8 protein-coding genes are annotated in these 12,456 nt (G+C 66.0%); 4 read left to right on the top strand and 4 right to left on the bottom strand.

The window, feature by feature from the left end; genetic code table 11:
* The first annotated feature begins 27 nt into the window (after positions 1 to 27).
* On the top strand, positions 28 to 3,075 hold the full coding sequence (locus ACFZAI_RS02650; RefSeq protein ID WP_391565451.1) for a WG repeat-containing protein: 3,048 nt from the start codon (positions 28 to 30) through the stop codon (positions 3,073 to 3,075).
* 2 nt (positions 3,076 to 3,077) lie between these two features.
* The gene (locus ACFZAI_RS02645) at positions 3,078 to 5,978 is read left to right on the top strand and encodes a WG repeat-containing protein (RefSeq protein ID WP_391565450.1); all 2,901 of its coding nucleotides are present in this window, start codon (positions 3,078 to 3,080) and stop codon (positions 5,976 to 5,978) included.
* A gap of 133 nt (positions 5,979 to 6,111) precedes the next feature.
* On the opposite strand, the gene ACFZAI_RS02640 is transcribed toward ACFZAI_RS02645, so the two are convergent.
* Positions 6,112 to 6,972, bottom strand: coding sequence for an oxaloacetate decarboxylase (locus ACFZAI_RS02640; RefSeq protein WP_391565449.1), 861 nt, complete (start codon positions 6,970 to 6,972; stop codon positions 6,112 to 6,114).
* A 103-nt stretch (positions 6,973 to 7,075) separates the two neighbouring features.
* On the opposite strand from ACFZAI_RS02640, the gene ACFZAI_RS02635 reads away from it, so the two are divergent.
* The gene (locus tag ACFZAI_RS02635; protein WP_391565448.1) at positions 7,076 to 7,978 is read left to right on the top strand and encodes a LysR family transcriptional regulator; all 903 of its coding nucleotides are present in this window, start codon (positions 7,076 to 7,078) and stop codon (positions 7,976 to 7,978) included.
* Between the two features lie 123 nt (positions 7,979 to 8,101).
* Here the strand turns inward: ACFZAI_RS02635 and ACFZAI_RS02630 are convergent, their stop codons facing one another.
* The 3 genes from ACFZAI_RS02630 to ACFZAI_RS02620 form a co-directional block, all read right to left on the bottom strand.
* Positions 8,102 to 8,917: a siderophore-interacting protein gene (locus tag ACFZAI_RS02630; protein WP_391565447.1), complete on the bottom strand. Its 816-nt coding sequence runs from the start codon at positions 8,915 to 8,917 to the stop codon at positions 8,102 to 8,104.
* A gap of 28 nt (positions 8,918 to 8,945) precedes the next feature.
* A complete protein-coding gene (locus ACFZAI_RS02625) occupies positions 8,946 to 9,704 on the bottom strand; it encodes a PadR family transcriptional regulator (RefSeq protein ID WP_391565446.1) in 759 nt (252 codons plus the stop codon).
* A 102-nt stretch (positions 9,705 to 9,806) separates the two neighbouring features.
* Positions 9,807 to 10,673, bottom strand: coding sequence for a helix-turn-helix transcriptional regulator (locus ACFZAI_RS02620; RefSeq protein WP_391565445.1), 867 nt, complete (start codon positions 10,671 to 10,673; stop codon positions 9,807 to 9,809).
* Between the two features lie 263 nt (positions 10,674 to 10,936).
* On the opposite strand from ACFZAI_RS02620, the gene ACFZAI_RS02615 reads away from it, so the two are divergent.
* Positions 10,937 to 12,430, top strand: coding sequence for an MFS transporter (locus ACFZAI_RS02615; protein WP_391565444.1), 1,494 nt, complete (start codon positions 10,937 to 10,939; stop codon positions 12,428 to 12,430).
* The last annotated feature ends 26 nt before the right edge of the window (positions 12,431 to 12,456 follow it).

The raw sequence follows: 12,456 nt of genomic DNA, 5'->3' as shown, positions 1-12,456 counted from the left end.
CGCGGCTCGCGCCCGCGCCCGCACGCAATGAGGACCGCTCTGAAGCCCCTGACGCTGGCCGTGATGCTGACGCTGCCCGGCCTGCCCGCTGCGGCGTACGCGGATTCCTGGTTGGATCAATGCACCACCAGCTACTACGGCCAAGGCGCCGACACGTCTTGCCATCAGGCCTTTAGCGAAGGCCTGGCGGCGGTGCTGACGGGTTCGCGCAGCGACGGCGCGGGCGCGTGGGGCTACATCGACAAGCAAGGCCGCATGGCCATCGCGCCCGCCTACGCGGAAGCGAAGCCGTTTCAGAACGGGCTGGCCGCCGTCAGCCAGGGCGGCTTGTGGGGCTATATCGACACCAAGGGGCAATGGGCCATCAAGCCGCGTTTCGCCAACGCCACCGGCTTTAACGCCGAAGGCACGGCGCTGGCCGAAGACGACGAGCACGATGTGCTGATCGACCGGCAGGGCAAGGTGGTGAAGACCTTCCCCTTGGGCACGCGTACCTGGGGCTTCATGCCCGGGCAGAAGCTGGCGTCGATGGAAGTGCCGACGCCGCCGCGCCTGATCAACACCGCCACCGGCACCGCCGCGAACCTGCCCGACGGCGTGATGATGCTGGCCGCGCCCACGGCGGGCTTTCTGCCCGCGCAGGTGCGTGGATCGCGCTACTCCGGCTGGTGGGGTCTGTTGGACGCGCATGGCCAATGGGCGGTGGCGCCGGACGTGCTGCGCTCGCGTGAAGCGCCTATGCGCGACGGCAATATCGTGGCGGTGCGCCGCGACGACAAATGGCTGTTCGTGAACCCGCGCGGGGAAGCGCTTTCACAAGCCATCTACGACCGCGTGCAGTGGGCCGCGCCAGGCCTGTGGCTGGTTGCGGCCGATGATGGTAAGACGACGCTGCTGGACAGCAAGCTCAAGCCGCTGCACACGTTCTCGACGTCGTACCTGGGGATGCAGGAACGCGAAGGGTGGCGTTACCTGGCGGATGCGTCAATGACGCTGCTGATCAGCCCCAACGGCACCGTGCAAAAGCTGGCGGTGCGCGATGGGCGCGTCGACATTGAGCAAGGGCTGGCCTGGGTTTACGGCGTGCCCGCGTCGTCGGTACCGACGGCGCTGAATCAAGCGATGGATGCCGCAGGCGACGCCATGGATGCGGCAGACGCCGCCATGCAGGGCGGCACGCATGCCACCACGGAAGGCTTGAGCGATGCGGTGAAAGAGGCGGCCGATGCCCCCGTTGCCGTCGACGCCGCGGACGGCGCTGTCGACGTTGCCGAAGAGGCGCACCCGTCGGCCGCCGTGGCTGACGCCGCGGCCACTTACACAACCGACGCGGTCACGCCCGCCACCGACGCGACGGGCGAAGGCGTGCTGGTTCAGATCTATGCCCGTGACGGCCGCGCGCTGCTCGATGCCGACACGGCCGCACAATTGCGCGCCTACGCACTCAGCGCGTTCTCGCCCAGCCGAAGGGCGTTGCGCGGCAATGACAACAGCAAGCGCATCCCCGGCCTGCCGCTGGCGCTGTTGCGGCCTCATGACGCCGCCCAGCCGCTGGCCATTCTGACGGCCGACGGCAAGATCGTCTCGAACCCGGAATGGGAAAACATCGACACCTATGACGTGACGATGCCGCTTGTGGTGCAGGCCAAGAAGAGCAAGCTCGGCGCCATCGACGCCCAAGGCGCGTGGGCAGTGAAGCCCGAGTACGACCAGATCCGCCCCTTCAACGGCGCTTACACGTGGGCGCGCACGCGCGACATGCTGCAACGCGACGCCCTGTTGATCGACGCGCACGGCAAGCCCATGCGGCTGCCGGACAACGTGGATACCGGCGCGTCCAAGCTGGATGGCGACCTGCTGTTCTACCAATCGCCAAACGAAAACCGTGAACGCCGCTATGGGCTGTGGAACATCCGCCGTGGCGCGCCGGCGCTGAAGCCGGAATTCGAGAGCATTGAAGACTTCGAAGACGACTGGGTTCGCGTGCAGCACAACGGCCACTGGGGCGCCGTCAACCGCGACGGCCAATGGATAATCCCCGCCACGCATGACAGCGCCTACGACATGGACTACCTGGGCAACGGCTTCATGCTGGTCAAGGACCCCGAAGGCAAGGGCAAGGCGGGCCGCTATAGCGACAGCCCCTACAAGATGGTCAACCTGCGCACGGGCAAAAGCAGCGACACCATTTACGGCAAACCGGACAAGCTGCAAGACGGGCGCTACATCGGCGCGCTCGCCGACGGCAGCGCTGTGCTGTTCGATGCGCAAGGCAAGGCCACGCGCATCTCAGACGGCCGGCCCGAAAGCAAAGAGCAGCATGGCGACTGGCTCATCGTGCGGCAAGATGAACGCGAAGGCGCGATTGATGCGCGCGGCAACATGAAGGTGCCCGCCTTGTATGGCGAGTTCAACCCCTTCTTCGCACAGCCCGAAGGCCTGGCGCGCGTCAATGTGGGGCCGGGCTACCGCGTCATCGATCAAAGCGGCAAGACCGTGCAGGAAGCCCGCGGCGATGGTTTCCCGCTGGCCTCCATGCAACGCATTTTGTTCAACGACGACAGTTCGTCCACGGCGCTGTTGACCGACCTGCAAGGCCGCGAAGTGGCGCGGCTGTCGGGCAAGTATCCGGTGGAATACCAGAAGGCCAGCGAAGGCGTGGTGCCGTACAGCGAGAACTATGGCAAGTACGGTTTCCTGAACGCGGCGGGCAAACGCGTGGTCGGCGCGCACTTTACCGAGCTGGGTCCGTTGAAGAACGGCTTGGCGAAAGCGCGCCGCGTGGACCGCACCGGCAAGCTTTACGGCTACATCGACCTGAGCGGCCGTTACGCCATCGCGCCCGCCTTCAAATGGGCTGATGACTTCCATGACGGACGCGCCATGGTGATGCACGACTACCTGGTCGAGTTCATCGATACGAAAGGCAAGACCACCACCACATTCGGCGTGCTGTGCGACCAGATCGTGATCTTTGACGCAGAGGAAAACCAGAGCTGGCCGCGCGAAGCGCTGACCTGCGCTGACGCGACGCGCATTGATCCCCCCGCCCTCGACACCGCCAAAGCAGAATAACCATGACGTCACGCGTGATTCGCACTACCCGCCTTGCCTGCGCGCTGGCCGCCTTGGGCGCCTCGTACTCTGCACACGCCCAGACCGGCCATGTGTACTGCGTGGACGAGGCCAATTTCCGCAACGTGGCCGCTGCCGACGACATTGCCGCGCATAGTCCCTACGCCAACGGTTGCATCCGCGATCTGTCCGATGGACGCGCCGCCGTGCTGTTGCCGTCAGCGCTGGAACCCATCAGCCGCGTGCCTGCGAACCAATCCTTGCGCCGCCATGCCTGGGGCTTTCTGGACCAGAATGGCCGGCTGGCGATTCGTCCCATCTTCGAAGACGTGCGCAACTTTCGCCAGGGCTTAGCCGCCGTGAAATGGCAAGGCAAGTGGGGCTTCATCGATGTGAACGGACGCATGGCGGTGCCGCCGCGCTATGACGAGGTGGGCGACTTCGCCCAGATTGGTCTGGCCGTGGTGACGCTGGACGGACGTCAGCAATTGATCAACCGCAACGGCGAATCCGTGGGCGATGCCTTGGATGCCGGCATCCAAAGTCTGGTGCTGAACGACGGCGTGCCCGCGCAGGCCTCGGTGCATTATAAGCAGGAATACCGCTCGCCCAGCGGCGAACGCCGCTTTGCGAAACCCGGCATCACCGTCACGCAGGCGTATGGCGATGGCTTGTACATCGCCATGAACGACGAGCACCGGTACGGCGTGCTGGACCGCGATTGGAACTGGCTGATCGAACCCGTATTCGAAGATGTCTCGAACCCGCGCGACGGCATGCTGGCCGTGGCCTACGGGCGTGACGGCGTGATGCTGCTGGGCCCGGATGGCAAGCTGATCGGCGAAGACCAGCACTATGAAGACTTGAACGCCGTGGGCCGCAAGTTCTGGAGCGCGAACCTGGGCCGCGGCAAGGGCTACGCGATTCTGGATGCGGCAGGCACGCTCATCGTCACGATGACGCAAGACGAAGCGCAGGCGTCGCAGCGCTTCACGGACACCATCGTCTACCCATCCAACAACGCGCTGATGGCGTTGGTGCCGGGCCAGGCCAAACCCGTGACGTTGGGCCAGGGCATCTTGCCCGCCAACGATGAAGGCGGATTCGTGTTGTTCAGAAATGACGCGGGCGAAGGCGCGGGCCTGCTCACCCCCAAGGGCGCGTGGCTGCACGGCGAGTCGGCCCCCGCCTGGCTGGCCGAAGCGGGCGCGTTCGAAGTGCGGCTAGGCCGGCTGTGGATCATGAAGCGCGAAGGCGGCTTGCTCAACATTGTCGACGCTGACGGACAGGCTCTGCTCAAGCCCGCGGCGGTCGAAGCCGTGCAGAGCATGACAATCAAAGCGCTGCCGTTGAATATTCCGGGCGCGCCGCTTGGAACCTTGGGGCAAAGCCATTGCCAATGCGGACCCAATGGCGCCAGCCTGTTGCTCGCTGATGGCAGCCTGGTGACCGATCCGACGTGGACAGACCTGGTGCCGCTGGATGGCGATCCTGACAACAGCTACGGCGATGAGCCGGTGTCGCCCGACACGCTGAAGCCGGAACAGCTGCGCTACGCGGCAGAAACGGCCGACGGCATGCAGTTGCTGGATGCGCAGGGCCGTCCGATGAAGCTGCCGTTGCAGCAGCACATTGGCAGGTTCAACCAGGGCTACGCGCTGGTTTACGCGGACGGCGTCAACCGCATGATCGACCGCGACGGCAAGGTCTACGCATTGCCCGCCGATGTGTTCGATTCGCATGTTGTCGCGCCCGGCGTGATCCGCTACGTGAAGACCGCCAGCGACGACGCGCCGTGGGGCTTGTACGACTTCGTGGCCGGCAAGGAACTGGCCGCGCCCGCGTTCCGGGACATCGGCGAGTTTGAGCATGGCCAGGCCGTCGCCACGCTGGGCGAGGGACGCGCGGGCGTGATCGATCTGCAAGGCAAGTGGATCGTGCCGGCCCGCCATCAACGTGTCGAACGCATCAACGACAAGCTGTGGAAGGTGATGCAGGCGGGCGGGCAGGAAGACGATTACAGCCGTGCCGCGGCGGTATTCAACGACCAGGGCCGCGCGCTGACGCCGTTCGTGAAGCGCTTGCAATTAAGCCAGGCGCCAGATGGCGCCATCACCGTCGATAGCGAGCAACGCCGCTGGATATTTTCGGCCGATGGCGCCGCCGCGGTGGACCTGGAAGACGCCACCTACACGCGCTTGGGCGATTGGCTGGAAATTCGCCGCGCCACACGCTACGGCTATCTGGACGCGCAAGGCAAATGGCAGATTTCGCCCAGTGCGGCGGTGGGCTCGGTGTTTCAAGGGTCGCCCGCCCGTGCGCTGGTCACAGACGAGAACGCCTCGCGCCTGATCGATACGCAAGGCAAGACGGTGGCCACGCTGCCGGAAGGCGACTGGCGCTGGCCGCAAGGGTCGTCGACGTTGCTGCGGTATATCAGCACCCGCGGGCGCGTTCAGACCGAGTACGTCGACATGAACGGCAAGACGACGCTGCAAGTCGAGGGTACGGCGTCGGCGTATTCCGAAGGCCGCGCGGTGACGATACTGGCCACGCGCGCCATGCGCGCCGTGGATGCCAAGGGTACGCTCACCGGACCCGCGTTCGATGCGCTGGGCACGATGCGCGATGGTCTGGCTCCGGCGCTGTCCGACTACAACTTCGGCTATGTAAACCGCGACGGCACGTTCGTGATTCCCCAGCAATACAGCGCGGTGACGCCGTACACTCATCAGCGCGCGGTGGTGTCGACGATGGAAGCCTCGGCACTGATCGACCCTGCCGGACAAGCGTTCGCCCGCGTCGAAATGGTGTGCGGCGTGCGCACGTTGTACGGCAGCGCCGGCCAGCGCTTGTGGCCGAACACGATGCCGGCGCGCTGCGAGCAGCATCGCCCTAAGTAGGCGCGTTCCAGGCCGAGCGCCGCGCGCCTTCCGGCGCGGTGCTTCGGCTTGGCGGTCCCGCTCAGCTTTCCGGCTCGGCTTTTCAGCTTGGCGCCCCGGCTCAGCGCGCCCCACCCTCCCCCGCGCTGAACGCCTATTGCGCGTCCAGCGCCAGATAGCGCTGCGTCTGCACGATGGCTTCGCGTTCCTTGAAGCTTGTCAGCCGGTCGGCCAGCGCGCTGCTGTCGCCGGTCTGCTTAATGGCGGCCAGCGTTGCCTGCATGGCGTGGATGGCGGCGCGCTGCAAGTCAGACGGGATGATGGCCAGGCGGTAGCCCATCGCGGCCAGGTCGGGCAGCGGCACAAGCGGCGTCTTGCCGCCGTAGAACATGTTGATCAGCTTCAGGCCGGGCAAGCGGTCGGCGATGGCGCGAATCTGCTCCAGCGTTTCCGGCGCTTCCACAAAAATCATGTCCGCCCCCGCCTTCACGTAGCGCTCCGCGCGCGCAATGGCGGCGTCGAAGCCTTCCACCGCAATCGCGTCCGTGCGCGCGATGACCAGCGTGTCGGCGTCGCTTAGCGTCTGGCGCGCAATGTGCACCTTGCGGCACATTTCGTCGGCGTCCACCAGGCTCTTGTCATCCAGATGGCCGCAGCGCTTGGGAAACGACTGGTCTTCAATGTGAAAGGCCGCCACGCCCGCGCGCTCCATGATGCGCACGGTGCGCTCGACGTTGGCGGACCCGCCAAAACCCGTGTCCGCATCGGCCACGACCGGCAAGCCGCTGGCGTCGACGATTTTCTCCACGCGGTCCATCACCTCGGTAAAACTCAACAGGCCGATGTCGGGGTAGCCGGCCGCGCGCGCAATCGCGCCGCCGCTGGCGTAGACGGCGTTAAAGCCTGCGGCGGCGACCAGCCGCGCAGACAGGCCGTCGTAGGCGCCCGGCGCCACCACGATGTCGTGGGCCAGATGCTGGCGCAGCAAGGCGCCGGAAGAGAGGGTTGCGGTCATGGGAATTCCTAGGCGGATTCAATCGATACGCCCATGATCGGCCTGACGAAATAGAATGTCCAATATATGGAAAATTGATAATCAGTACGTAAAAGGTATCGACATGGAACTGCGCCACCTGCGTTATTTCGTGGTGACCGCCGAGGCGCAACACTTCACGCGCGCGGCGGAACGGTTGGGTATGGCGCAGCCGCCGCTTAGCCAACAGATACGTCAGCTGGAGCAGGAAGTAGGCACGCCGCTGTTTGACCGCACCGGACGCGGCGTGGTGTTGAACGATGCGGGGCACGCGTTTCTGGCGTGCGCGCAAGACATCCTGCAACGCGCGCAGGCGGCCGTGCAGACCGCGCAGCGCGCGGCGCGTGGCGAGGTCGGCGAGCTGACGCTGGGCTTCACGGAATCGGCGTCGTTCAATGGCGTGGTGACGGAGCTGATCCGCCAGTACCGCCAGCAATATCCCGATGTGGAGATGACGCTGTCGCAAGGCGATAGCGAATCGCTCGTCGCGCAATTGCGTGAAGGCGCGATTGATGCCGCCTTCGTGCGCCCCCCGTTCGCGCTGGACGGCGGGCTGGCCTTTCCGCAGTTGGCCTTTACGCAGTTGGCCGAAGAGCCGCTGGTGGTGGCCTTGCCGCTTGGCCACGCGCTGGCGCGCCGCAAGCGGCTGGCGCCCAAGGATTTGACGCAAGAACGCTTCATCCTCTATTCACGCAAGTCGGGGTATGGCCTTAGCGCGGACATCATGGCGGCGTGCCGGCAGCATGGGCTGAATCCGCTGATCGGTCAGCGCGCGCCGCAATTGTCGTCGGCGGTAAACCTGGTGGCCGCCGGCATGGGCGTGGCGGTGGTGCCGGCATCCCTGCGCCACCTGCGGCCGGACGGCGTGGTGTACCGCCCCTTTGCGCTGGATTGGCCCCGCGCGGTGCTGGGGCTGGCGATACGGGGGAACACGCCGGGCGGCAGGGTGGAGAATCTGCTGCGCTTGGCGAAGGGCGCATCGCGGTAAACGCGTTGGGCAGGTGAGGTGCGTGAGTTGCGTTAGGAGAGTTAGGTGCGCCAGGCCCGTAAGGCAGCCAAGACCGTGGACGGAAACGACGGACTTAAACCGTTCGCGCCAAACGCATCCCCGTCAATCATCATGCGCTTCATGCACCGCCACGGCGCCGCGTTTCCAATAGCTGGCGGCGCGGATGCGGCCTTTGTCGATGCCGTGCTGCGACACCATGATTTCGCGCACGGCCTTGGCCACCGCGGATTCGGCCGCGACCCACACGTAGCCCTCACCCGACGGCAACTGCAATTCGCGCGCCGCTTCCAGCAGCAGCGTGCTATAGCCCGGCGCAGTGCCGTCACGATGCAGCCAGCGCACGGTGGTCTTGGCGGCGGAGTCCAGCGCAATTTCATTCGCGGCGGACGGCACTTCGATCAGCACCAGCGCCTGCGCCGTGGCGGGCAGTTCTTCCAGGCGGCGGGCGATGGCGGGCAGCGCGGTTTCGTCGCCGATCAGCACATGCCAGTCAAAGCCCTTGGGTACGACGAAGGAACCACGAGGGCCGCCGATGCCCAGCTTCTGGCCCGGCTCGGCCTGCTCGGCCCACGTGCATGCCGGGCCGTCGCCGTGCAGCACGAATTCAATGTCCAGCTCGCGTGCGGCGGCATCGAAGCGGCGCGGCGTGTAGTCACGCGCGGCGGGCTTGGGCATGCCTTCGGGGAACTTGACGCCGTCGGGGCCTGCCGTGGGCAAGACCAATGGTTGTGACGGATCGGCGGGGAAGAACAGCTTCACGTGGTCGTCGAACGAGGCGGACACAAAGTCCTGCAAGTCCTCGCCGGTGAACGTGATGCGAGCCAGCAGGCCGGCGATGCGTTCGATACGCACGACGGTCAGCACGCGCATTTTTAGGTTGTGGCGCACGCGCTCCACATTCAGGTCGCTACGAGTCATTAACATTCCAGTATTTGGGGGGACGAAATCAAGCACAGGGCTTGGCGTTGATCTCGTCGGTGGCACGCGCCAGGATGGCGGCAATGCGGCGTTGTTCCGCGGGGGACGCGTCGGTGCGCTCGAGCAACGCGCGGCGGATGGCTTGGCGCGCTTGCACAAATTCCGGCAGCCAGCCGGTGCGCGCGTCCTCGCCTTCCGGCCCCAGGTCACGCGGCGCGCCGCTCCAGGCCTGACGCATCCAATCCATTTTTTTGGCGATGTGTTTGAAGCGGTTGAACATCAGCGCCAGACGTTCGCGGTTGGCGTCCAGATGCGCGTGGCCGGCGTCCGCCAGGTGATAGCGCTTCTTCGTGCCGTCGGGTTCGACGGTGGCGTAGCCCAGCTCTTCCAGATAGGTCAGCGCGGGGTAAACCATGCCGGGGCTGGGCGTGTAGAAGCCATTGCTCAGGGCGCCCAGCGCTTTGATGAGTTCATAGCCGTGGCTGGGGTTTTGTTCCAGCAGGCCCAACAGCATCAGTTGCAGATCGTCGGCAGACACGCGGCGGCCACGCGTGAACCCGCGCCCGTCGCCGCCGAAACCGTCGGCATCGCCCCGGCCGCCGCCGTCCGGAGGACCGGAAAACCAATCCCCACCCGCGCTGGCGTGGTGGGGATGATGCCCGTGGTGGCCGTGATGGCCGTGATGGCCGGGGTGGCTGTCTTGGCCGTGATGATGGGGGTGGTTGTGGTGACCGCGATGGCCGTTATAGCTGTGGCGACCTTGGTGGGGGATGTCGGTATGGCGCATGGAATGGCTCTTACGATGTATCTTAAGATATAGATCTTACGATACACCCGCCAAATTCCACGCGTCAAGCGCGGCGTTCCTCGCCCCCTCCTCTTCAGGCCGTCACAGCACGGGCTCCGCGGGCGTCTGCACCCAGCGCGCGAACTCGTCGGCGCAGGGTTCATCCGGCGCCGGCGCATAGACCACCAGCCGCAGATGGCGGCTCTCGTCCACCGTCAGCGTGGCGTGTTCGAAAGCGATGTCGCCCAGCGATGCCACGTGCAATTTGCGTTGGCCCATGCAGGCGCCATGCACATCGTGTTCGCGCCACCATGTCTTGAAATCCGGCGACACGGCTTCCAGTTCGTCGACCAGTTCCGCAATGTCTGGCACGCCCGACGCGCTGGCGAAATCGCGCCGGAAGGTGGACAACATGGCGGGCGCCTGCGCGGGCCAGTCCACAAATACCTGCCGCATGGTCGGCACGACAAACAGCATCCACAGCAGGTTTCGCCGGCCTGGCGGTTGACCCGAAAAATTGAACACGCGGTCTGCCGCGGCATTCCACACCACGACGTCCCAGCGCAGGTTCAGGATGTAGGCCGGGCGCGCGGGCAGGTCGTCCATCAGGCGGCGCACCTGCGGCGGCACCGTGCACCAGGTGCGGCCGGGTTCGGCGGGCGGACGCTGGTGGGCCAACAGATACAGGTGGCGGCGTTCGGCGGCATCCAGCTTCAGCACGCGCGCCAGGTTCTCCAGAAAACCGGCCGACACGCTGATGTTTCGGCCCTGTTCGAACCACGTGTACCAGGCGAGCCCCACCCCGGCCAGCGCGGCGACTTCTTCGCGCCGCAATCCCGGCGTGCGGCGGCGGCCGCCTGCAGGCAGGCCCAAGTCCGTGGGGCTAAGACGTGCGCGGCGCAGGCGGAGAAATTCAGACAAGTCCGCGCGTGTGCGGTCCAGGCGTTGAGGGGTGGGAGATGCGGTCATGGAGAGGGGCTTGAACGACGAGCCATTGCAGGCAGGGGTGGATGCACGTGGGAGCATGGCGGGCAGCGGATATGCCGGCCGCGGCTGTCTAGGCACGAGCGATGGCGGGAGTGAGTAGGCCGGACAACGCAACTAATAGTCCAGACCGCGCTACGAATAGGCCGGCCAGCGCTATTGCACGCAGTAATAGCATAAGCAGCTAAATTGTATAAGGCTGAAAGGCCACCCAGAACAGCGCCGATTCTGTTTCTGAAGGCGCTGAAATGCCATCTACTGCCCTGCCCTCCCGCTGCGCCGACGCCGCGTCCGACCGCGCGCCTGACACCTCGCCTGACCCCGCGCCCGGCCCCGCGTCCGACACCGCGCCACTCGGCCCGCTCGGCCTTGCCGTACTGCTGTCGGGCGGCTTCATCACCATCTTCGACCTGTTCGTCGTGAACGTCGCTATTCCCAGCATGCAGCGCACGCTGTCGGCGAACTTCGCGCAGATCAACTTCATCATCGTGGCGTACGAACTGGCCTATGGCGTGCTGCTGATTGCCGGCAGCCGCCTGGGCGACCGCCATGGCCGCCGCCGCTTGTTCATGCTGGGCATGGCGGGCTTTGCGATGGCGTCCGCGTTGTGTGGACTGGCCCCCACCGCCAACTCGCTGATCGCCGCGCGCATCGTGCAAGGCGCAGCCGCCGCGATGCTATTTCCGCAGGTCTACGCGCTGATCCGCGTCAGTTACCACGGTCAAGCCCGACAGCGTGCGTTCGGTCTGATGGGCATGACGCTGGGCTTGGCCGCCATCGCGGGCCAGGTAGTAGGCGGGTGGATTGTGCACGCCGACCTGTTCGGCCTGGCATGGCGCACCATTTTTCTGATCAACGTGCCGCTGGGGCTGCTGGCCTGCCAGCTGGCGCGCCACATTCCGGAATCCCGCGAGCCGTCGAGTGCGGCGATGGATTGGCCCGGCGCGGTGCAAGTGGGCGCGGGGCTGGCCTTGCTGCTGTTGGCATTGATTGAAGGCCCCGCGCGGCACTGGCCGGCGTGGACGCTGGCGTGCGGCGCGGCGTCGGTGGTGTTGCTTGCCGCGTTCGTGCGGATGCAGCACCGAGTGAAAGCGCAAGGCGGCGTGCCGCTCGTCGACATGGGTTTGCTGGCGCAACCGCGCTTTGCGGCCGGCTGCCTGCTGGTGATGCTGGTGTTCTCCACCGCCAGCGCCATGTTTCTTTGCTATGCGCTGCTGGTGCAGACCGGCTTCGGGCTGGACGCGCTGACGGCAGGCTTGATCTTCGCGCCCGCCAGCGTCGGCTTTGTGGCGGGGTCCATGGTGGCGCCTCGTCTGGTGGCGCGCTACGGCACGGCCGCCATCGCAGCTGCCGCCTTGCTGTATGGCGGCGCCACCGCCGCATTGATGCTGCATGTGGGCATGGCGGGCGCGACGCTATCGCCGTGGTCGCTCGTGCCTGCGCTGGTGTGGCTGGGCGCGGCGCAAGGCGCGGTCAACACGCCGCTGGTGAACCTGGCGTTGGGGCTGGTTGAAGACCGGCACGCCGGCATGGCGGCGGGCGTGGTGTCGACGTTGCAGCAAGTGGGCGCGGCGCTCGGCGTATCGGCAGCGGGCATGTTGTTCAGCGGCGCGTTGCGGACGCACGCCGACGCCAGCGCACCCGAACGCTATGCGCAAGCCTTCGCCTCGGCCATGCAATTCAACGTGGCGGCGATTGCGGCGTCGGTGCTGCTGCTGGCGTGGTTAGGGCGCCGCCGCTGAAGGCACGGCGCCCTGCACGGGGTAAA

This window comes from Achromobacter sp. NPDC008082 (assembly GCF_042957345.1).
GTDB classification, from domain to species: domain Bacteria; phylum Pseudomonadota; class Gammaproteobacteria; order Burkholderiales; family Burkholderiaceae_B; genus Achromobacter; species Achromobacter kerstersii_A.
The sequence above is the reverse complement of the archived record's forward strand: the minus strand, read 5'-3'. Positions and strand labels throughout refer to the sequence as shown.

What these genes read in the sequence shown, in the direction of transcription:
- ACFZAI_RS02635 (WP_391565448.1), top strand. Translation starts at nt 7,076, where the DNA reads ATGGAACTGCGCCACCTGCGTTATTTCGTGGTGACCGCCGAGGCGCAA.
- ACFZAI_RS02630 (WP_391565447.1), bottom strand. Translation starts at nt 8,917, where the DNA reads ATGACTCGTAGCGACCTGAATGTGGAGCGCGTGCGCCACAACCTAAAA.
- ACFZAI_RS02645 (WP_391565450.1), top strand. Translation starts at nt 3,078, where the DNA reads ATGACGTCACGCGTGATTCGCACTACCCGCCTTGCCTGCGCGCTGGCC.
- ACFZAI_RS02615 (WP_391565444.1), top strand. Translation starts at nt 10,937, where the DNA reads ATGCCATCTACTGCCCTGCCCTCCCGCTGCGCCGACGCCGCGTCCGAC.
- ACFZAI_RS02625 (WP_391565446.1), bottom strand. Translation starts at nt 9,704, where the DNA reads ATGCGCCATACCGACATCCCCCACCAAGGTCGCCACAGCTATAACGGC.
- ACFZAI_RS02650 (WP_391565451.1), top strand. Translation starts at nt 28, where the DNA reads ATGAGGACCGCTCTGAAGCCCCTGACGCTGGCCGTGATGCTGACGCTG.
- ACFZAI_RS02620 (WP_391565445.1), bottom strand. Translation starts at nt 10,673, where the DNA reads ATGACCGCATCTCCCACCCCTCAACGCCTGGACCGCACACGCGCGGAC.
- ACFZAI_RS02640 (WP_391565449.1), bottom strand. Translation starts at nt 6,972, where the DNA reads ATGACCGCAACCCTCTCTTCCGGCGCCTTGCTGCGCCAGCATCTGGCC.